General features: G+C 43.7%; 20 protein-coding genes. 11 read left to right on the top strand and 9 right to left on the bottom strand.

All coding sequences use genetic code 11. The annotated features are described in order from the left end of the window. The first annotated feature begins 533 nt into the window (after positions 1-533). From ABN702_RS14120 to ABN702_RS14100, 5 genes are all read left to right on the top strand, one after another. On the top strand, positions 534-2,291 hold the full coding sequence (locus ABN702_RS14120) for an ABC transporter ATP-binding protein (RefSeq protein ID WP_417897451.1): 1,758 nt from the start codon (positions 534-536) through the stop codon (positions 2,289-2,291). Then, positions 2,288-4,318 (top strand): ABC transporter ATP-binding protein, encoded by a 2,031-nt coding sequence (locus ABN702_RS14115; RefSeq protein ID WP_417897450.1) that lies wholly within the window; start codon positions 2,288-2,290, stop codon positions 4,316-4,318. The genes ABN702_RS14120 and ABN702_RS14115 overlap by 4 nt, the downstream gene beginning before the upstream one ends. A 246-nt stretch (positions 4,319-4,564) precedes the next feature. Next, on the top strand, positions 4,565-5,386 hold the full coding sequence (locus tag ABN702_RS14110) for an amino acid ABC transporter substrate-binding protein (RefSeq protein ID WP_417897449.1): 822 nt from the start codon (positions 4,565-4,567) through the stop codon (positions 5,384-5,386). After that, positions 5,373-6,074 (top strand): amino acid ABC transporter permease, encoded by a 702-nt coding sequence (locus ABN702_RS14105; protein ID WP_417900914.1) that lies wholly within the window; start codon positions 5,373-5,375, stop codon positions 6,072-6,074. The genes ABN702_RS14110 and ABN702_RS14105 overlap by 14 nt, the downstream gene beginning before the upstream one ends. A gap of 203 nt (positions 6,075-6,277) precedes the next feature. Continuing rightward, positions 6,278-7,021, top strand: coding sequence for an amino acid ABC transporter ATP-binding protein (locus ABN702_RS14100; RefSeq protein WP_417900913.1), 744 nt, complete (start codon positions 6,278-6,280; stop codon positions 7,019-7,021). A gap of 718 nt (positions 7,022-7,739) precedes the next feature. Here the strand turns inward: ABN702_RS14100 and ABN702_RS14095 are convergent. After that, positions 7,740-7,943 (bottom strand): small, acid-soluble spore protein, alpha/beta type, encoded by a 204-nt coding sequence (locus ABN702_RS14095; RefSeq protein WP_386636789.1) that lies wholly within the window; start codon positions 7,941-7,943, stop codon positions 7,740-7,742. Positions 7,944-8,260: 317 nt separating this feature from the next. Here ABN702_RS14095 and ABN702_RS14090 point away from each other — a divergent pair, with 317 nt between their 5' ends. Further along, on the top strand, positions 8,261-8,434 hold the full coding sequence (locus ABN702_RS14090) for a hypothetical protein (RefSeq protein ID WP_417897448.1): 174 nt from the start codon (positions 8,261-8,263) through the stop codon (positions 8,432-8,434). Between the two features lie 45 nt (positions 8,435-8,479). Here ABN702_RS14090 and ABN702_RS14085 read toward each other — a convergent pair whose 3' ends face one another. From ABN702_RS14085 to ABN702_RS14050, 8 genes are all read right to left on the bottom strand, one after another. Further along, entirely contained in the window at positions 8,480-9,583 is a 1,104-nt protein-coding gene (locus ABN702_RS14085) for an ABC transporter ATP-binding protein (protein ID WP_386636785.1), read from the bottom strand. A 146-nt stretch (positions 9,584-9,729) separates the two neighbouring features. Then, on the bottom strand, positions 9,730-10,641 hold the full coding sequence (locus ABN702_RS14080; RefSeq protein WP_417897447.1) for a PucR family transcriptional regulator: 912 nt from the start codon (positions 10,639-10,641) through the stop codon (positions 9,730-9,732). 93 nt (positions 10,642-10,734) lie between these two features. Continuing rightward, positions 10,735-10,920: a hypothetical protein gene (locus tag ABN702_RS14075; protein WP_417897446.1), complete on the bottom strand. Its 186-nt coding sequence runs from the start codon at positions 10,918-10,920 to the stop codon at positions 10,735-10,737. Positions 10,921-10,974: 54 nt separating this feature from the next. Further along, complete coding sequence (locus ABN702_RS14070; protein ID WP_417897445.1) at positions 10,975-11,187, bottom strand: YheE family protein; 213 nt, start codon at positions 11,185-11,187, stop codon at positions 10,975-10,977. Between the two features lie 46 nt (positions 11,188-11,233). Further along, positions 11,234-12,430: a YheC/YheD family protein gene (locus ABN702_RS14065; protein ID WP_417897444.1), complete on the bottom strand. Its 1,197-nt coding sequence runs from the start codon at positions 12,428-12,430 to the stop codon at positions 11,234-11,236. Beyond that, entirely contained in the window at positions 12,427-13,785 is a 1,359-nt protein-coding gene (locus ABN702_RS14060; protein ID WP_417897443.1) for a YheC/YheD family protein, read from the bottom strand. Before ABN702_RS14060 ends, ABN702_RS14065 begins: the two co-directional genes overlap by 4 nt. A gap of 3 nt (positions 13,786-13,788) precedes the next feature. Beyond that, the gene (locus tag ABN702_RS14055) at positions 13,789-14,859 is read right to left on the bottom strand and encodes a YheC/YheD family protein (RefSeq protein ID WP_417897442.1); all 1,071 of its coding nucleotides are present in this window, start codon (positions 14,857-14,859) and stop codon (positions 13,789-13,791) included. Positions 14,860-14,861: 2 nt separating this feature from the next. Continuing rightward, on the bottom strand, positions 14,862-16,238 hold the full coding sequence (locus ABN702_RS14050) for a YheC/YheD family protein (protein ID WP_417897441.1): 1,377 nt from the start codon (positions 16,236-16,238) through the stop codon (positions 14,862-14,864). Positions 16,239-16,461: 223 nt separating this feature from the next. On the opposite strand from ABN702_RS14050, the gene ABN702_RS14045 reads away from it, so the two are divergent. From ABN702_RS14045 to ABN702_RS14025, 5 genes are all read left to right on the top strand, one after another. Continuing rightward, positions 16,462-17,595, top strand: coding sequence for a DUF445 domain-containing protein (locus tag ABN702_RS14045; protein ID WP_417897440.1), 1,134 nt, complete (start codon positions 16,462-16,464; stop codon positions 17,593-17,595). A gap of 98 nt (positions 17,596-17,693) precedes the next feature. Next, positions 17,694-18,050, top strand: a complete 357-nt coding sequence (locus tag ABN702_RS14040; protein ID WP_417897439.1) for a YlbF family regulator — start codon at positions 17,694-17,696, stop codon at positions 18,048-18,050. Between the two features lie 153 nt (positions 18,051-18,203). Then, positions 18,204-19,064 (top strand): Cof-type HAD-IIB family hydrolase, encoded by an 861-nt coding sequence (locus ABN702_RS14035; RefSeq protein ID WP_417897438.1) that lies wholly within the window; start codon positions 18,204-18,206, stop codon positions 19,062-19,064. Positions 19,065-19,191: 127 nt separating this feature from the next. Continuing rightward, positions 19,192-20,697: a coproporphyrinogen III oxidase gene (locus ABN702_RS14030; RefSeq protein WP_417897437.1), complete on the top strand. Its 1,506-nt coding sequence runs from the start codon at positions 19,192-19,194 to the stop codon at positions 20,695-20,697. Between the two features lie 214 nt (positions 20,698-20,911). Beyond that, positions 20,912-21,679 carry an enoyl-CoA hydratase gene (locus tag ABN702_RS14025; RefSeq protein ID WP_417897436.1) on the top strand — a complete coding sequence of 256 codons (768 nt, stop codon included), beginning with the start codon at positions 20,912-20,914 and terminating at the stop codon, positions 21,677-21,679. Positions 21,680-21,812 lie beyond the last annotated feature (133 nt).

Below are 21,812 nucleotides of genomic sequence, written 5' to 3'. Positions count from 1 at the left end.
GTACTCCGATTGTTAATTATCTTAAAATTAGTAATTGACAAAATCTTGTCCGTGGTGATAAATTTAGAGGGTGGAAATTATATGAAACAAAAATTTAAAAGGAAATGGAGGGCTCGAGATGATTAATTTAATTGTTGTTTTCGGTGATGATGTTGCAGGTAAGCCTAATAACTTCATAGATCTCGTGACCTGTCCTAAGAGTGTTTTCAGTCTGGATTGATACTGACTGTCACCTCACCTAATATTTTTTGTATTATTTGGGATAATGTAATTGTGCAAACACAGGTCACTTTAGGAACGTGACGTGTGCTTTTTTATTGGGAAATTTCTCAGGCATACCGGGCTAACGTTCGGTATGCCTTTTTTTGTTTGCATGGATTACTATTTTTTTCCACAAAAGAATCCGCTAACCAAACTAAAATGAGGAGGAAATGAAAATGGAAAAAGTAATGGTTCTTAGGATCACATACAGTGAGGCTTCAGATGATGGGTAGGTACCTTAGTTTTAGGAGAACGGAAAGGGGTTGGATCATATGCTTTCAGTTTTAGGCAAATTAGGTTGGTTTTTTAAGGAGCATTGGAGAAGATATGCTGTTGCAATAGGATTATTGATTTTTGCGGGGTTTTTGGAGATTATCCCGCCAAAGATGATCGGGATGGCCATTGATGATATACAGATTGGAGCGTTTACACCAGAAAGGCTTTTTCAGTATGTTGCCTTTTTATTTGTTCTTGCTTTTGTTATCTATGGAATTACGTATGTTTGGATGTATCAGCTTTTTGGCAGTTCATTCCTGGTTGAAAGATCTTTACGCTCAAAGCTGATGGGGCATCTTTTAAAGATGACACCGACTTTTTATGAAAAAAATCGAACAGGGGATTTGATGGCGCGTGCAACGAACGATCTGAAGGCGATTTCGACCACCGCCGGTTTCGGGGTGCTGACGCTTATCGACTCCAGTGCGTTCATGCTGGTCATCCTTGGAACGATGGGGTTCCTCATCAGCTGGAAACTGACAATCGCAGCCATTCTTCCATTGCCGTTGATGGCCCTTGCGATGAATATATACGGAAAGAAAATTCATCAACGCTTTACCGAAGCCCAAGATGCTTTCGGGGATATGAATGACAGGGTTCTCGAATCCATTGCAGGAGTGCGAGTTATCCGCGCGTATGTGCAGGAACGGGCAGATCAGGGCAGATTTCATAATATGACAGACGATGTCTACAAAAAGAATGTGAAAGTGGCAATCATTGATTCATTATTTGAACCTACTATTAAACTGCTTGTCGGTGCAAGCTACCTGATCGGGTTGGGCTACGGGGCATACCTTGTGTTCCATAAGGAGATCACACTCGGGGAACTGGTAAGCTTTAACGTATACTTAGGGATGCTGATATGGCCGATGTTCGCAATTGGTGAGCTGATCAACGTCATGCAGCGAGGGAACGCTTCTTTAGACCGTGTCAATGAGACACTTGCCTATGAAGCGGATGTTTCGGACCATGCTTCACCGGTAACGGTAAACGATCCCGCAACCATTGATTTCGACGAGGTGACATTCCGTTATCCTTCCTCTACAGTGGATAATTTAAAGAAGGTTTCCTTCCATATAAAGAAAGGGCAGACACTTGGTATTGTCGGTAAGACGGGAAGCGGTAAAACAACCATCATCAAGCAATTGCTGAGAGAGTATCCGATTGGTAAAGGCAAAATCACGATTGATGGCGTACCATTGGAGAGAATCACCCTCGAGGAGATACAAGGATGGGTCGGCTATGTGCCACAGGATCACGTTTTGTTTTCCAGAACGGTAAAAGAGAACATACTATTCGGAAAGCATGATGCTACAGAAGAAGAGATTGCAAGGGCAATTGAATCCTCTGCTTTCACAAAAGACCTAGAGATGCTTCCGGAAGGATTGCAGACGCTTGTGGGAGAGAAAGGTGTTTCGTTATCAGGCGGACAGAAGCAAAGGATTTCAATTGCGAGAGCATTGATCGCCAATCCTGAAATTTTGATTCTCGATGATAGCTTATCGGCAGTGGATGCAAAAACGGAAGCAACCATCATCGAAAATATCCGAAATGAACGATCAGGTAAAACGACCATCATCTCCACTCACCGTTTATCCGCAGTGCAGCATGCAGATTGGATTATCGTGCTTGAAAACGGGGAAATCGTCGAGTCCGGGCAACATGAGCAGCTAATGGCAGTTGGAGGATGGTACAAAGAACAGTTTGAACGACAGCAAGTTCAGTCGCCAAAAGGAGGCGAGGTGTTGACATGAAAGAAGTAAAATCAGGGAAACGGCTATTCCGTTATGCCCTTACACAAAAGAAAATTATCATTATTGCGTTAATCATGCTTTCCATAGCCGTTGCAGCAGAGCTTACAGGTCCGTTTATTGCGAAGCGTATGATCGACAACCACATTTTAGGTATTGAAAAAACGTGGTTTGCGACAGAGAAGGACGGAAAGGATAAGGTCTATTATGATGGATCGTACTATATAAGGGAGGACCGTTCGGAAGGAATAGATGTCTCCGGTAGCGAAACAGCTAGGGTTCTCCAGGTTGGAAGAGAGTATTATTTTGTCCCTTCAGAAATTACTTTTGATGGTGAGCGAAGTGCTTACAATGGCGAACTCACCATTACCCGGGGTGAAGAATCAGCTACGTATGAGGCAACATTACTCACTAACGGTGAGCTGATCGACTTTTATCAGCCTGAGGTAAAATATATCGGGTATCTCGTTGCGATATACTTTGGACTGCTGGTCGTATCATCATTTTTCCAGTACGGGCAAAGCTATTACCTTCAGACATCGGCAAACCGAATCATCCAAAAGATGAGAGAGGATGTATTCGGTCAGATTCAAAAGCTTCCAATCCAGTATTTTGATCATCTTCCGGCTGGTAAGGTTGTATCACGTATCACCAATGACACGGAAACAATCAAGGAATTGTACGTAACAGTCCTTGCTACGTTCTTTTCCGGAATCATCTATATTACAGGGATCTATATTGCTTTATTCCTATTGGATGCCAAGCTTGCAGCCATAAGCTTGCTGCTCATCCCGATCCTTATAGTGTGGTTTATTTTCTACAGAAAGTACGCATCTGTTTATAATCATAAAATCAGAGCACTGTTAAGCGATATTAATGGAAATATCAATGAATCCATTCAGGGGATGACGATTATTCAAGCGTTTCGCCGTCAAAAGAAAGCGAAGGAAGAATTCGAAACATGGAACGAGGAGCACTTCACTTATCAGAACAAATTGTTGAGCCTGAATGCGTTGACCTCCCATAATCTGGTTGGTGTATTGCGAAACATTTCGTTTGTGGTGGTTATCTGGTATTTCGGTGGTGCCTCATTGGGTGCCGGATCGATGATTTCCTTGGGTGTTCTGTACGCCTATGTAGACTATCTTGGAAGAATGTTCGGACCGATTACAGGGATGGTCAATCAATTGGCAAACCTGGAGCAGGCACGTGTATCCGCAGCTCGGGTATTTGAGTTGATGGATGAGGCAGGGGTGGAAGTATCGGATGATAAGCATCCCCGCTATGAAGGGAATGTCACCTTTGAATCAGTATGGTTTGGCTACAAAGAGAATGAATATGTCCTGAAGGATATAAGCTTTCAGGCCCAAAAAGGTGAAACGGTGGCACTTGTCGGTCACACAGGTTCAGGAAAAAGCTCCATCATGAACCTTCTTTTCCGCTTCTATGATATTGAAAAAGGAAAAATCCTTATTGATGGGAAAGATATTCGGCAACTTTCTAAACAGGAAATCAGGCAGCACATGGGGATTGTGCTTCAGGATCCTTTCCTTTTCTCTGGTACGATCGCTTCCAATGTGAGCTTGGAGGATCCTTCGATTTCCATGGAGAAGGTCGAAAAAGCGCTGGAGGATGTGGGTGCAATGGACTTCATCTCCGCACTGCCAAAAGGTTTGGAGGAGCCTGTTATCGAAAAGGGAAGCACGCTTTCCTCTGGACAAAGACAGCTCATCTCTTTTGCAAGAGCCTTGGCCTTTGATCCGGCAATCCTGATTTTAGATGAAGCTACTGCCAGCATTGATACCGAAACGGAGGTAGTCATCCAAAATGCACTAGAAGTGCTGAAAAAAGGAAGAACGACCTTTATCATTGCCCACCGACTTTCTACTATTAAGAGTGCAGATCAGATCCTGGTATTGGATCGCGGCGCAATTGTGGAAAGAGGTAACCATGAAGAACTCATGGAGCGTAAGGGAAAATACTATCAGATGTATGAGCTGCAACAGGGTGGCCAGCATTTGGCAGGTTAATATATCAACCAGAGTCCGGGATAATCCGGGCTCTTTTTTTTGGTGCTAAATAATCAGTTATTCTTATCATGTGCAGGGTATAGGTTCAGTAATGGATGATTCTAGGTGATCTGATGCAACATTATTATCAAGGAAATAGGAAATGATAATGTTGAAACAAAACTCTTTACAACAGGAGAAACTTTATAATACTATACAATATGTAAATAAAACAATTCTGATAAGATTACTGGGGGTTTAAAAAAGATGAAGAAATATTTAACACTCTTTACACTATTGTTCACATTCGCATTCGTTTTGGCGGCATGTGGAACTACAGATAATAATGGTACGACAGGCGAGGGCGACAAGGCAGAAGAAAAGGAAAATCTGCTAAGCAAAGTGGAGGAAGAAGGAACACTTCTGATTGGAACAGAAGGCACCTACCCTCCATTCACATTTCATGATGATTCCGGCAAGCTGACTGGTTTTGATGTGGAAGTGGCAGAAGAAGTGGCAAAGCGCTTAGGCGTTGAAGCGAAGTTCATGGAAACGCAATGGGATGCCATGTTTGCGGGTCTTGATGCAAAACGTTTTGATATGATTGCAAATCAGGTTGGGATCAGAGAGGATCGTCTCGAAAAGTATGATTTCTCTGATCATTATATTACAAGCACAGCTGTCGTTGTAGCAAATAAAGACAATGATGACATCAAGGAATTTGCTGATATTGAAGGAAAAAAATCTGCTCAGTCCCTGACAAGCAACTACGCGGATCTTGCGCGCGAGCACAAAGCGGAGATTGTTGGAGTAAACGGTTTTAATGAAGCGATTGAGCTTTTATCATCCAATCGTGTAGATGTAACAATCAATGATAATCTGTCTGTCCTTGATTTCCAGAAAAACCGCCCGAATGCACCAATTAAGATCGTAGCAGAGCATGAAGATGCTGCACAAAGCGGATTTATGTTCCGAAAAGGCAGTGACGAACTTGTAGAAGCAGTCAACGGTGCATTGGCAGAAATGATCGAAGACGGCACTTACGCAAAAATTTCTGAGAAATGGTTTGGTGAAGATGTACTTAACTAGTATTTTTTCAGATCCTGAAAGACTCGACCGGATGATGAGCATTGCCCAGAGTTCCCTTCTCCCATTGGTGAAGGGAGCTCTCACTTATACGATACCATTGACATTGATTTCTTTTTACATCGGTCTTGTGATTGCGGTGTTAACGGCATTGGCACGAATTTCTTCGGTTAAGCCGCTCCAGATCATAGCAAGAATCTATGTCTCCATCATCAGGGGAACGCCGCTATTGGTGCAATTATTTATCATTTTCTACGGTTTACCGTCTATAGGCGTTACCATAGATTCATTTCCGGCTGCCGTTATAGGATTTTCACTTAATCTTGGTGCATATGCTTCTGAAATTATCCGTGCAGCCATTCTATCCACGCCAAAAGGACAGTGGGAGGCAGCCTATTCCATGGGAATGACTTACCCGCAGGCGTTAAAACGCATTATTTTACCGCAGGCATCCAGGGTGTCCATACCTCCGTTGTCTAATTCCTTTATCAGCCTTGTCAAAGATACCTCCTTGGCGTCGTTGATATTGGTGACGGAAATGTTCAGGAAAGCACAGGAAATTGCAGCCACCAATTATGAATTTCTACTATTATATACACAGGCAGCTGCCTTGTATTGGATTATCTGTTTTCTTCTCTCACTTGTTCAAGGGCAGCTTGAGAGACGCCTTGACAGATATGTAGCTAAATAAAAAGGCTCTTTTCACATCAATGTTGCTTTCTGTCGCTAGTAAAAAATCTGCAGTTGGATTTTTTACATTCATATGAAAAAGATGTTGTTCTCACTTCGTATGATTTTTAGGAAAAGAGCACGATGGTACGTTTACTACGGGTGGAAATCCATACGGAAAGCAACAGACTATGCGAAACCGGCCATGAAAAAGGAGCTCGAGAAATGATTGCAGTAGAGAGCTTGCACAAGCAGTTCGGAGATTTAGAAGTTTTAAAAGGAATAGATTTGAATGTGGAGCAGGGGAAAGTGGTGGTCGTCATTGGCCCATCAGGTTCAGGAAAGACGACACTTTTACGCTGCTTGAACATTTTGGAGACACCAACCTCCGGAAAAGTATCCATTGACAGTCAGATATTGGACTTTTCCTCGAAGGTTCCTTCAGGGAAAATTGCCAGCTTCAGAAGATTGACGGGTATGGTGTTCCAGAGCTATAATCTTTTTCCTCATATGACAGCCCTCCAAAATGTAATGGAAGGGCCGATAACGGTGAAAAAGGAACAGAAGGCAAAGGTCGAAGAAAAAGCAAGACGTCTCCTGGAGAAGGTTGGCCTCGGCGATAAAGCGGACTTTTATCCATTCCAGCTTTCAGGAGGACAACAGCAGCGTGTCGGAATTGCAAGAGCTTTGGCGATGGAGCCGAAAGTGATGCTCTTTGATGAGGCGACTTCCGCGTTGGATCCCGAACTTGTCGGCGAAGTTCTTCGAGTCATGAAGGAGCTTGCCCAGGAGGGGATGACCATGGTTGTGGTCACCCATGAAATGCAGTTTGCCCGGGAAGTGGCAGATGAAGTGATCTTCATGGACAAAGGCGTGATTGTCGAAAAAGGGAAGCCGGAGGAGATCTTTGAGTCTCCAAAGGCAGAGAGAACGAAACAATTCCTGCGTTTGATCAGCAGTGGAGTTTGAATATAGTATTTGAGACTTCGTATTGTGCGAGGTCTTTTTTTAGGTTCTATTAGTAAAGATTTATACTTTAAGAATAGGGCTGGGCTAAAGATAAAGTATCAACATTAAACACCCTGTTGGTCTCCGTTCCAGGCGTTCGCTTATCCTAAGGCGGCCTCGGGAGCCTCCTCGGCGCTTTGCGCCTGCGGGGTCTCCCTTGACACGCTTCTCCCGCAGGACAAGGAAGGCTCCGGCAGCGATACATCGCACGCAGAAAATGCTTGCATTTTCAAGGAGTCTCACACCTTGCACTCCAACCAACAGGGGTGACTCATAGTAAAAAATTCAACTTACTAAAGGTACAATAAATGCATTTTATATCAAATTTTCATTTCAATAGCGAATTTAATTTGTTTTAAGGTTTTCTAGTAGCAAATAATGTTTAACCCGTGAGTTGATTGTAGCGGAGGACACTTGACTCCTGCGGGAAAATAGAGGGCATGGGAGACCCCACAGGCGAAGCCGAGGAGGCTCCCATCCGTCCCCGCGGAAAGCAAGTGTCTGGAGCGGAAATCAACGGGCTAAATTTAATGTTTACATTTTATTAGAATAGCAACAATTTAACAATGAATTGAAAATCAGTCTTTTTTTATCCACACAAATAGGAAGGCACCCCAAAGTTAGTTTGAGGTGCCCATAGCCATTCATATAAAATTATGTGTTACATAAAAACTGAAACTTATCTTCCGCCTAGGGATTGCTCAGCCATTTGTACTAGGCGCTTTGTGATTTCTCCACCAACAGATCCGTTGGAGCGAGAAGTTGTGTCAGCACCAAGGTTAACTCCGAACTCAGAAGCGATTTCATACTTCATTTGGTCGATAGCTGCTTGTGCTCCAGGTGCTACTAATTGATTAGACGAATTTCTTGATTGGTTTGCCATGTTGATTCATCTCCTCGAAATATAGTTTTGGTTGGACCCACTGGGTTTGCACCAGTTCAGCAGATGTTTCCGCCGCGCTCTTTAGCCTGGTCCATTTGTTAGTAAGATGTTACTTGTATTATAGGAATTTCTTAAAATCCTTATTCTTTTTTCTTTCAGGTAATTATTGGATATTACAGAGGAGGTGACAAAGCATAATTCCAACAGTTTGAGAAAAAATAAACCTAATCAGGAATGGAGGGACAAGGATGGCGATGTGTCCTTTGTGCAATGGATTTGAGGTCTATGAAAGCCGGTGCTCATCTTGTGGTGGTTTGATGCACGACCTTGGTACGGCAACAGATTTTTTGGATGATTACAGCGCATATATGGATATTGATGTGTTAAAGCTGGTTGATGGGAATTTGACAAGTCTGAGTGATAATATCTGCATTCATGTTATAAGTTGCACTAGTTGTCATCAGGACCTGATATTGGCAGTAAATGAATAAAAGCCAGGCCACTCATGAAAGAGACGGCCTGGCTTGGAAGCTTTATTATTTTGTACGAATGCGAGATTCTGTTTCGAAATCGAAGAAGTGAGCTTTGTTCATATCAAGTGCAAGCTGCAGCGTTTGCTGAGGCTTGACATCAGAACGAGAGTCAACACGTGCTACGAAATCCTGCCCGTGGATTTGGGAGTAAAGCATGGATTCAGCACCAAGTAATTCTGCAACTTCGATTACTGCAGTGATGGTAGAACCAACAGCTGATTCGATGAAAACAGGCTCATCATGGATATCCTCTGGACGAATTCCAAGAATCACTTCTTTCCCAACATAACCTTGGTCACGTAGAACTTTCATTTTTCCTTCTGGAACAGAGATTTTTTGCTCTCCTAGTAAGAATGCACCTTCCTCCAATTTACCATTGAAGAAGTTCATTGCAGGAGATCCGATGAATCCTCCAACAAATACGTTTTCCGGATTTTCGTATACTTCTTTTGGAGAACCAAGCTGTTGAATGATACCGTCTTTCATTACAACAAGGCGAGTTGCCATTGTCATTGCTTCTGTCTGATCATGCGTTACGTAGATAGTAGTTGTTTGCAGACGTTGGTGAAGCTTGGAGATCTCAGCACGCATCGCAACACGCAGCTTCGCATCAAGGTTGGATAAAGGCTCATCCATCAAGAATACTTTTGCATCACGAACGATTGCACGACCTAGCGCAACACGCTGACGCTGACCACCAGATAATGCTTTTGGTTTACGGTCTAAATATTGCTCTAACCCCAGGATTGCTGCAGCTTCTTTTACGCGGCGGTCGATTTCTTCTTTCGGGAACTTACGAAGCTTTAATCCGAAAGCCATGTTGTCATATACATTCATATGCGGGTAAAGCGCATAGTTCTGGAATACCATCGCGATGTCGCGGTCCTTTGGAGCTACATCGTTCATTCTTTTTCCGTCGATTTCAAAGTCACCCTTGGAAATTTCCTCAAGACCGGCAATCATACGTAAAGTTGTAGATTTACCACAACCTGATGGTCCTACAAATACGATAAACTCTTTATCCTTGATGTGTAAATTGAAGTCTTTAACGGCAGTAACATCGCCTTCGTATACTTTATAAATATGATCTAATTTTAATTCAGCCATTGTTCATTTCCTCCTGTGAAATCGTTTTCTTAACTAGTATCAGTGTAACGAAAACGGATACATTTCGTAAATGTACAAGTTGCACAAAGATGGGGGAGGTTTTTTGTGCATGTTGTCATGAGCCTGACAACATGGTGCAGTAACCATTACTTTTCCGTTTCCAAAATGATAAGTGCAAGATAAGCCGCCAATGCCCCCTGGAAGTTTTTAATATCTATCCCGGTGCGCTCGGAGAACTTATCTATTCGATATTGCAGGCTGTTGCGATGCATGAAAAGTTTTTTGGCAGTCAACGAGACATTGAGATTATTTTCAATGTAGACCTTGATGCTTTGCAGCAATTCCTGGTCTTCTTCGAGCACAGGTCCGAACTGCTGCTTAAACTGTGTGACCAGCTCAGGTTCCAATTGGCCTGTCACCAAGTAGGGGATGGCCTGTTCAAATGTATGGATCGCCATTTTCTTTTGTGAGTGGCGGGAGAGGTCAAAGCATTTCTTTTCCCAGTCAAAGGAATCCTTCGCTTTTTCGTCTATAGGTCTGGTGGAGCCGATGAACAGCTTTACATTTGAGTAAAAGTCGCTTGCAGTCGTATCGGTAATATCGGAATAGGGAGGGCTGTCTTCTGGTTTATGGGTTTTCGGAAAGACTTCAACCATGACTCCGCTTGTCGCATTTTCCCATATCAGCTCGATGGGAGTTTCAAAGAAGGCAGCCAATGCTTCCTTCCATTCTTCCTTGAGCGGGAAGGCCTGCCCGAAATGAAACTGGATAAAACGGCACTGCATATGGGGTGGATATGGATGGTCAGGTGCACTATATTCATTTAGATATAAGAAGGAATGCCACCAATTTTCGGTTGATGTCATTTCGAATTGGACTTGTGAAACCCGCTCCAAAAATGCAGCCAACAATAGCCTGTCCTTTTCTCCTAATTCGCTTTTCTCAATACCTATATAATCATTGGTTGGACCATAGAACCATTCATATTGTTCGAAATCATCAGGCATGGATCTTCTGACAAGAGAATCTCCGTAAATTTTTTTCAGTTGATTGTACATGTGGATCCCTTTCTTTCTGTACATGCGTTGCTTCTATTATAGCAAAAGAACAAACAAAAAAACTCTTCCCACAGAAAGGAAGAGTCCATAAAGCTATTCATTCGGCGGCGTTTCCCTCTCGAGCTCGCGCGCCTCTTCGATATTCGTATACTTGTCTCTGGAAAAAACGCTGCCACCGGCCATCCCTTCATTGATATAGCGGTCCACGTCCATGAAATATTCATCACGACCCTCATAGCTTGGTTCTTTCCTGGTCTGATCCTTCTTTTTTTCACTCAAAAAAATCCCTCCTTTTACAAGTAGTTTGTGTGAAGGAGGGAGGAACCATACCAGTTATTCATATACGTGGAAGAGCATCAGTTCATGTATTTGCTTTTCCACTTGCTCTCTTTCAGCAGGAGAGAAGGAGGCAGACTCGTCAAATTCAATTTTTCCATCTTTATGATAGGTGGCTTTTATGCTCTGGCCTTTGAAAAAGAAGGACAGGTGCCACCCGGGCAACTGGCTGTTTTTATAGAAAGGTTTTATCTGGAAATGTGATATCATGCTGTTACCTCCTAATCATTATTTCTCAATAATGATTAGTTCTTCATTAAACAGAAAAATCCTTTATTTTATTTGATTTTCCGATAAAAAGGTCAATCAGTTTTTCTGTTGAAGCCTTTTTGATTGCTGGTTCATCGAAGTCCATCGGTTTTGCATTCAACTCAAAAAGAAAAAGTTTCCCATCAGGTGTCAATCCTATATCAGCTGAGAACTCACTCAGATTATCATAAAAGGTGGAGAGATGTTTACCGCATAGGTTGATTAGATTTCGAACGGCAGGAATGTCGAGCGCAAAGGGAAGGTCTTCCAAGGATACAATACTTCCGCCTGCAGGAACATGGGTGGTGACCTGCTGCGTATTGGCGACCCGTACTCCGATTCCTGTGATGTCAAAACCTAGGCTCAGTCCTTTTGCATGGACAAGAATCCTGTAATCGAACTTTTTTCCTTCAAAAGGAAGGGTGGCGATGGCTTCCTGGACAATGAAGGAGTGTAATGAGTCGGTATTGCCGAAATATTGGACCAGCTTTTTAATGCTCGGGAACAAAAAGGTTTTGGCAGAAGTTGTTTTTAGTATATAACTATGGCCATTGCTATAGATGTAGGCAAGACCGATTCCCTTTTTACTTTTTCTTTTTTTAATGTAAACGGCCCCAAATGTGGTCAGGAATTCCTCCAGACTCTCTTCGGATAAAAGAGCAGTCCGAGGGAGGTGCCGCCCTATTTCTTCATGGCTTTTCAGCTGCAGATAAAGCTCCCATTTATCAAAAAAACATGGGTTGAAAATCGGGATATGGTAAAGGTCGGCAAGATTCTGCACTTGTTCCAGTTGCTCCGCTTCATCTTCATGGGAATAGAGCCTGTTATAGATGATATCAGGGAGTGGTGCCTTCATTTTTATCCAGTTCCGGTGGGCCGGCAGAAAACAGAATCCTTCCATACCATCCTCTGAAAGCTGATCCGGAGTGAAGACGATCGAATTCCCGCCTTTTCTGGCCAAGGAGAGCTGCAGCCGTTTGAACAAACCGATATTCCCGATAAACCCCTCTTTATTCGGGCTCGCCAGGATCCCGACAAGCGGACCTGCTTTGGACTCCTCGAAATGGAAGTGAAAGGACTGATAGCTCTTTGGATGGGAGTCCCTATAGGGGACAGTAAAGTATTTACCCAGAAATATTTTCTCTTTCCCCTGATTGAGATGATACCAGGATTCTCCGGACAAATCGTAGAAAAGCTGCTTCATGAGAATATACCATCCGGATACTGGATGCTTTTTTCTGTGAGATAGACGGCATATTCAATGGAAAGCTTTCTTGTCAGGATATCTTCATTTCTAAGTTTTGGATGATAGAAAATTGATCTTCCAGGCTTTGAATTAGCTTCAAATAGCCAGACCCTTTTCTCCTTATCCATCCCAAAGTCAAAGCCGATTTCCCCGATAAATCCGGGCAAATGAGTATCAATGGATTCACTGATCAGAAGGGAAGCCTGGGTGAGTTTTTGTGTGACATCCGCATGATCGACCTCGTCAGGAAATAGCTCAGAGAGGGTTTTTACCACTCCGCCGCTATTCATATGGGTGGTGACACTCCCTTTGCCGCTGAGCTTAGCAGCCATTGCACTTACCATCCATCTGCCATTTTCATCCTTATTCGTGTGTACCCGGAAGTCCACCTGAGAATCATTCTTTTTCAGTAAAGGAATGCCCTGCTGAATAATGTAGCCTGATAGATCTTTGTTTTTCATGACGGTCCCGAGCAAGGTTTCCAAAGAGGAGAAGCGCATCAGCTTGTTCTGAAGCTCTGCATTTTTGAATCGAACATAATAGAGGCCTTTCTCGCGGTCATAGATGATTTTATAAACACCAAGACCAAGGCTTCCGTTCATCGGTTTTACATAAATGAAAGGATAATGAGCCAGATATTCCTCCATTTTCTCAATGGTCACTTTATTGCTCGTCTCAGGGAGATAGGGGACCATGCTCTCCTCGATCATCAATTTCTGATGGATATCCCACTTGTTGAAAAAACCTGGGTTGAACCAGGGAATGGCATAATCTTTTTGGATTTTCTCTCTCGTTTCCGAGAGAAGCTTGTGTTTTTCTGTTCGTCGATTTGGAAGTCTATCGTACACAACATGAGGGAAGGGTACGGTTTTTCTGCACCAGCCCTCGTCTGAAAACATATATCCTTCCATTGTTCCATCTTCCCAATTGATATGGTTTGCACCAAAAAGAAATACATACGCACCCACCTTTTTCTCAGTGGCCAAAAGCTTGGAAAAGAAGAGAGTCCGCTCGCCGATTGGCCTGACGATGGAGTTGGTAAAACCGGCTGTGAAAATACCGATCAATGGTCCGAGATGGAGCACATCCTCATGGATGAACAAGTGGATTTTCCCTTCATATGGCAGCATAAGTTCCTCATAGATCTTCTTTGATACGTATAAAGTTCCTCCTGTATGGTAGGTGGGCTTGCAGCTGTATTGCAATGTTCCAAAAGCAATCGAGGAGACTGGCCATTCCTTCAATGTGTCAGGGATGGAAATGGCATCTTCCTTTAATGAATCCTTACACTTTACAGGTAAAAGAGCTTTCATATTTTATTCAACTCCCATTTTGTTTCCTTTTGAAAAAGTCAGAAACTCGCAATATTTACTTGGAGCCTCATAGATTTCCTTTTGATTTTGCTTTGCTGTCATTGTTACTATCTTATGACCTGGCTTGGAATTAATATCTAATATCCATAAATTCTGACGGCTATCCAATCCGAGATCTACGCCCAATTCAAATAGGGGCTGAAATGCTCTTTCGAGTAATACAGGAAGGTGAGTAACTATTTTTCGGATGTCCTCTTCCAGTTTTCTTTTTTGCAGGGAGCTGAGGCTTTTAGTCAGCGAGGAGTAGGGATGCATCCTTCCTCCCCCAGCCAGATTGGAGGTAATGTGATGGGGAATGCCTGTACGAATGACCCTGATCCGCTCCTGCCATTCACCCCTTTCATCCTTTTGCAGCAAGAGCCGGATATCAAAAGGCGTACCTTCCTTATTTTGAAGGGATAAAAAAGGCTGGAAGATATAGGATGTTTTTTTCATGCGGGTATGTAGCCATTGCTGAAAAAGGCTTGAGGACGGAAAAGTGAAATGCTGCTCCCCCGGCTGCTTCACTTCTTTAGCTACAAAATGCCCATTGGAGGCTTCCACCTTGATCAGACCTTTTCCTTGTGAGCCTTGAATCGGTTTCAGCACCCACTTTTTTTGAAGCTGCAAATTTGCCAATAGAAAGCTTGATGTTGTGAGTCTTAAAGTCTTCGGGAAAAAAGGCGCAAGAGATGGGTCTGTTGAAACAGCCTGATGAACCATCCATTTGTTTGGCAGGCCATATCCCAAAAAACGGCACTCCCTCTCCATCTTCAACCTTTCCACTCTACCGGACAGTTCACGAGCCAATTGGGAGGAGTAAAAGCAACGGTCATAAATAAAAGAAGGAATAGGAAAGCTGTCACTTACCCATTCCTTTTTTTCACGACAATACCGGAGACCATTTATTTTTTCCTCTCCGTTTAATGCTTGAGGAGTAAAGTGATATACCATCGTACTGCTGACGGCATGCTGTGCTATTTTGGTCATATATGGAGTCGGCTTCAAAAAAGAAAGTATTCCTAGTGCTATCATGCTTATTTGGCCTCCTTTATTGTTTCATCTATCAGATACAGACAGTAGAGGATAATCGCTTTTGCTGAAGGGCGGACAGTAGGGGAGCTTGGAGTACTATCCAAATTTTTGGAGGGCTTGGTGTTCACTTCGATAATCCAGGGACGTCCGGTATGATCGATAGCCAGGTCAATCCCAAGCTCACCATATATTCCCTCCGAAACCATTCCCACTACATCGGCCACCTCAAGCGCAATCTCCTTCAGATGCTGACGCAGATGTAGAAGCTCCTCCCTTTCATAACGTGTTCGCAATGCTTTTGAAACGGTCAGCATTTCGCCGCCCTGTGCAAGGTTGGAGACAAAGTATCCCGCCTTGGACGCTCTAGCGACGGAGGAGGTCACACGCCAGCGGTGGTTTTCCCCGCGGTGGCAGAGGTAGCGGAAATCCACCGGTCGGCCATCGAGGTCCAACAGATCAAGACCCTGTTGGATAATATAGTGCTTTTTTTTGATATGCGAGGAGAGTCGCTTGTACAATTCAGCAAAAGTACTGTATGTTGAAGATACTTCCTGTTGAATGGATGAGTAGCTTAATGCAAAACCATCTGGCATCTTGCAGACCTTGAAAATCTGCTTTCCCTGACTGCCATTGATGGGTTTAATAAAAATGGTGGAGTATTTGTCCAGCCAACTCATCAGCGATTCCTTCGAGTAGAGAGCCGTTTCCGGCAAGAAGGGCTGAAGATGCTCTGCTTCCTGCAACTGCTTATAGACCGTCCACTTATCAAGAAAATGGTCATTGAAATAGGGTATTTTCCACTCCTGCAATGCTTGAGTGAAATCCTGAAACATTTGCCGTCTTTCATTCGTACGTTTATGGAGTCGATTATGGATCACCTGCGGAAAAGGGAGGGTGTATCGTTTCCAGGAATCATTTTCGTAAAAATAGCCTTCAATCGATGGCGCTGCCCACTGATCCGGTATGGAAAACACATAAAAGATGGCTCCTATCTCATCAGAGTAATTCGCCAGCTCCTGGCAGTATTCATGTATGGACTTCAGATCGATACCTTCTTCTTTTAAGGTGATTTCAGTCAGTAGCCCGATAACAGGACCGATCACAAGTTTTTGGTTTGCGTGATCAAAGGAGATCAAATAATTTTTTTCTTCCTCAAAGAGCAGCAGGGAATGTAAAATAGAGGGATCGAGTCTTATGGTGAAATCCTCTCCCTTGATACATACGACCGGAGCCGAAATTGTATTCCGGCTGCATTGCAATTCAAGTAAAGTTATATCCCGTGGAAGCTTCAATTTTTTTGCCAACGCTTCACTAACTTGTATAATTGGAACTGAATGCATGCTTTCAAAGGGTACTACTCTTACAATATGAAAGTTCATGATATTCCCTCATTTATTACCTGTAGCGGCAAAGTGTAGGTGATTCAGTGTGTGGATAGTAAGAAGGTGCCAGGATCTGTCCTCGTCTATGGGAGGAAGGTCGCTAACACCCCGATTGGTTCAACTAACTCTGGTTGGAAGCCTGGGCTCCTAACCGAGTAGAAGGTTCCTTTTATAATATGAAAGCGCAAGTAATAGGTGATAAAAGAAAGGTTGTTTATAGATGAAAATACTGTATGTCATATCTGTTATGGTTCTTGTAGGTGCATTGATCGGGGGAGTCACGAACTCCCTTGCGATACGGATGCTGTTCCGTCCTTACAAACCCATTTATCTATTCGGGAAAAGGGTTCCGTTTACCCCAGGCCTTATTCCTAAACGAAGAGGGGAGCTGGCAGACCAACTGGGAAAGCTTGTAATGGAGCACCTGCTCACTGCAGACAGCATGAAGCGAAGACTGGAAAACAGCCAGTTCCAAGAGAAGATGGAGGAATGGGTCAAAGCAGAACTGCAAAACTATCTGGAAAGCGGGATTACCGTCCAGGAGTTTTTGTCCAGATTCGGAATCGAAAATGCGGATGAAAAGTTGAAGGAGAATCTGGAGCGCGTCGTGGAATCAAAATATGAAGAAATCATGACGGGTCTGCGCTCCAATCCACTACATCAAGTACTGCCAGCTTCAATAGTTCATTCTGTCCAGAGCAATATACCGTATGCTGCGGAATATGTTTTATCAAAAGGGGTCCATTATTTTGAAAGCGCTGAAGGAAAAAGACAGCTCAACAAAATGATTCAGGATTTTATCGCTACACGGGGCAAGCTCGGCAGTGTGGTCCAAATGTTTATGGGCAATTACAATATCGTGGATAAAGTGCAGCCAGAGGTCGTCAAGTTCCTGAAGCATGATGGAACAAAAGATGTACTGATGAAGGTGCTGTATGGAGAATGGGAAAAAATCAAGAGGATGGAAATCGGGGAAGTCGAAGAGAAGCTGACAAAAGTGACCATCCTCTCCACTATCCACAAAGCGCTTGACCGCACCTTGAACATTCCAGGCTGGATGGAGAAGAGCCTGCTTGAGGCTATTGGGCCGATTCATCCATGGATGATGGAAAAGCTTGTACCATCGATTCTTTTGACAGGGAGTCATCTCGTACTCGAAAAACTCGAAGAACTTCTTGCGAAACTGCAGCTCGAGGAGGTGGTCTCTGATCAGGTCGAGTCCTTCTCTTTGGAGCAATTGGAGGAAATGGTCCTTTCGGTATCCAAAAAGGAACTGAAGATGATCACCTATCTTGGAGCCCTGCTCGGCGGGCTGATCGGACTTTTTCAGGGGATATTTGTTCTTTTCGTTTAAGAGCCGCATAGTGAATTGTTTGAATGAGATTGGCAGGTTTGTTATACTGGTCACTAGCATACCTGATAGTTGGGTAAAAAAGGAAGGAATGATTTATCTTGTCTAATAATGTTTATGATGTAGCATATGGTTTGGAAAAAGCGGTTAGAGAAAGCGACGACTTTAAAAATCTTCAACATTTATATAAAGAGGTTTTTGCTGACGAGTCTACTAAAAGAATGTTCGAGAACTTCCGTAACATCCAATTGGAGCTTCAGCAGAAGCAAATGAACGGTCAGGAAATCACTCAGGAAGAAGTGGAGCAGGCGCAACAAACGGTGGCTCTGGTTCAGCAGAACGAAAGCATCGCCAAGCTGATGGAAGCCGAGCAGCGCATGAGCATGATGGTAAGCGAACTGAACAAAATCATCATGAAGCCTCTTGAAGAATTGTATAGCGAAGAGAACCAGAACTAAACAAAAAGCGTACTTCGGTACGCTTTTTGTTTTTGGATTATTTGCATACAACCATAAACATCCCCTGCAACCGCACCTTACCTGTTCTATTTTGCCCTCATTCCTCATACTCATATCAGTAAGTACAAACATCTTAGATAAGGAGGCCTCTCCATGATATACCGCTTACTAGCCATAAATATCGATGCCACTTTGTTGAAATCGAATGGAAGATTAGCGAAGGAAACGAAGGAAGCCATCGAATATGTGAAGAATAAAGGGGTCTATGTGACGTTAGTGACGGGCAGGAACTTTGCATTTGCGAAGAAGGTTGCCAAATCGATGAAGCTTGACACATTCCTGATCACACATGGGGGAGCATTCATCGCCTCCAAGCTGGATCAGCCGCTGCAGGCAAAAAGAATTTCGGAGGATAAAACGTTCAATCTTGTTCAGGTATTGGAAAACTATGATTGTACGGTGAGGATATTGCATGAACGCTACTCAATCGGTAACAGATTGAGGGGTGCAAATAACCTGATGGCAAGGGCGGTTCTCGGTTCGAGTGATCCGTTGATCTATCCGATGCAGTTTGTGGAATCGCTGGGAGATACTTTAATAGATAATCCGATAGCGCCGCCAAAGATCGAGGTTTATTTTACAGAGCCGGAAGAAAGGGAGCGGGTCATCGATACATTGAAATCCGCCTTCAACGATATTGAGATCCTCGTACATGCAGATGGAAAAGTGGATATTCTTCCTGATGGGGGAACAAAGCTGGATGGGCTGTTGATGCTTGGGGATGTTCTTAAGATTCCCCCACAGGAAATGGTCGTCATCGGAGACACGATGGAGGATCTGCCAATCATCGAGGTTGCAGGTCTTGGTGTAGCAATGGGCAACGCACCAAAAGAAGTGAAGCAGGCAGCCGATTGGATCACTAGGACCAATGATGAGTCCGGTGTTGCTTACATGATAAAAGAGCATTTCCGCAAGCAGCAGCGAATTGCATTTTTAAATAAAATGAAAATATAGATGAATAGGGAGGCGGACGCATACTTTGGTCCGCCTCTTTTTCCTTATCCTGACGCTTGATAATGGCTCACCTGTTCCGTTACACTAGAAAGAGTGAAATGGAGAGCAACATTGAAGGGTGATTATAATGAAAATAGCAATTAAAGGGCTTCATGATGATAGATACCACCGTCCGTTATCCTTGATTTCGGACTTGTTTTTTGAAGAAACGAAAGTGCAATTTCAGAATAGCGAAAAGGAAATGGCTGATATCCTTATCACTTTTTCTATTGAGGAAGTGGCTGATACGTTCCATGTACAAGGAATGCTTGGCGGAGATACAGTCCAACATGACAAGGATTTGACATCAACTGATGAGAAGGAACGGTTTCGCTTAAAAAAGCAGGCGGTTTCCTATGTTTATCTGACTCTGCTGCAAAATAAGACGGGAATAGTCCAGAAGTGGGGTATTTTGACAGGCATACGTCCTACCAAGCTTCTACATTCAAAGCTGCAAAAGGGCGAAGAGAAGGAAAAGGTCCACCAGCAGCTGCGTGAGGACTATTTGATTACAGACGAAAAGATTGCACTGATGCAGGAGATTGTCGATCGTCAGCTATCCGTCGTGCCTGACCTTTACGAGCTTGGAAACGAGGTCAGCATCTATATCGGGATTCCATTCTGTCCGACGAAATGTGCCTACTGTACATTCCCGGCCTATGCGATCAATGGCAAGCAGGGCAAGGTAGATTCCTTCCTGGGCGGATTGCATCATGAAATCAAAGAAATCGGTGCCTGGTTGAAAGAAAAAGGAATCAAGATCACGACCGTCTACTATGGCGGCGGAACACCTACAAGCATCACGGCCCAGGAAATGGACATGCTGTATGAGGAGATGTATGAAGCATTTCCTGACATGGACCGTGTACGCGAAGTAACGGTGGAGGCGGGCCGTCCTGATACGATTACCCCAGCAAAGCTCGAGGTTCTTAAAAAATGGAACATCGACCGTATCAGCATCAACCCGCAATCCTACACACAGGAAACCTTAAAGGCGATCGGGCGTCACCATACGGTCGAGGAGACCATTGAAAAATTCCATCTCGCGCGTGAAATGGGAATGAACAATATCAATATGGATCTCATTATCGGTTTGCCTGGGGAAGGTGTCGAGGAATTCGACCATACCCTGCGGGAGACGGAAAAACTGATGCCGGAATCCTTGACGGTGCATACCCTTTCCTTTAAGCGTGCCTCCGAGATGACGCAAAATAAGCGTAAATACAAGGTGGCGGACCGCAATGAAATCAGCCGGATGATGGATATGGCGACAGAATGGACACGTGAACATGACTATGTGCCATATTATCTGTACCGTCAGAAGAACATCCTAGGCAATCTTGAGAATGTCGGCTACGCACTGCCAGGACAGGACAGCATTTACAACATCATGATCATGGAAGAAAAGCAGACGATCATCGGTTTGGGCTGCGGTGCCTCCAGTAAATTTGTCCATCCGACTACCGGGAAAATTACTAGATTCGCAAACCCGAAAGACCCGAAATCGTATAACGACGGGTTTCTTCATTATACGGAGGAGAAAATCCGCATCCTGGATGAGCTGTTCTTTTCGGATGATAAGCTGGAGGTATGAAAGGGTGAATGGATGGGCTGATTTCGAGGAGAAGTGTAGGCCCAAGGATAAGAACGTATGAGCTTTTGAGCTGTACGTTCTTTTTTGTGCTGTGTCCTTTGCCTCAAAACACAATTTTATATTTCTGAAAATTCTATCAACCACATAAGTTTTATTGTATAATAAAGAAATGAATAGTCATTCATATTTGGTTTGATAATGGGGAGGTTATTGAATGAGCACGGTGAAGGTGAAGGATCAGGGACAGGTTGTTATGGTGGAGTTGAATAGACCGGAGTCGTTGAATGCCATGAATGTGGAGATGCTGGAGACTTTGGCGGAGGAACTGGAAAATATCGCTAAAGGAGATGCGAAGGTAGTAGTGCTGAAGGGAAGCGGGAATGCCTTTAGTGCAGGGGGAGACATCAAGATGATGCTGCAGGAGGATGAGGGCAACTTTGATAGAGTCATGGATTCCATTGCTTCGATGATTACGACACTATACACGATGCCGAAAATTACGATCAGCGCCATCCACGGGGCTGCCGCAGGTCTTGGGTTGAGTATGGCTCTTGCAAGTGATTTTGTTGTAGCTCATTCTTCTACGAAATTGGCGATGAATTTTATCAAGATCGGCCTTATTCCCGATGGCGGCGGGCACTTCTTTATGGAAAAGCGCTTAGGGGAATCGAAAGCGAAACAAATGATATGGGAAGGCAAAACCATTTCCGCGGCTGCCGCTTTGGAACTGGGATTGGTAGATCGTGTAGAGGAAGACGGGATGGAGGAAATGATCATGAAAAAAGTGTCCATGCTTCTAAATGCTCCACTCCAGGCGATGCTCGAGACAAAAGAGATTTACACTAAAACTTCCCTGCCTCGTTTGCAACAGATTCTGGAACTTGAAAAAAATGCACAAGGCAGAATGAGAAAGTCCGAGGATCATAAAGAGGGCATCAAGGCTTTCGTGGAAAAGAGGATGCCTGTTTTTACAGGAAAATAATAGGTGTTTATGCTGCTACTTTTTCGAGTAGCAGCATTTTTTTGTTTCATCCAAATTATTGCTTGTGTTAAAAATAGACAGAGCTCCCCCAATGGTGATACTATTTTTTCAACTAAGACTCAAGACTTATCTA

The sequence above is a fragment of the Bacillus haimaensis genome, from assembly GCF_048270625.1.
Lineage (GTDB): Bacteria > Bacillota > Bacilli > Bacillales > Bacillaceae_I > Sutcliffiella_A > Sutcliffiella_A haimaensis.
Note: the sequence above shows the minus strand (reverse complement) of the source record. Positions and strands in the feature narration are given on the sequence as shown.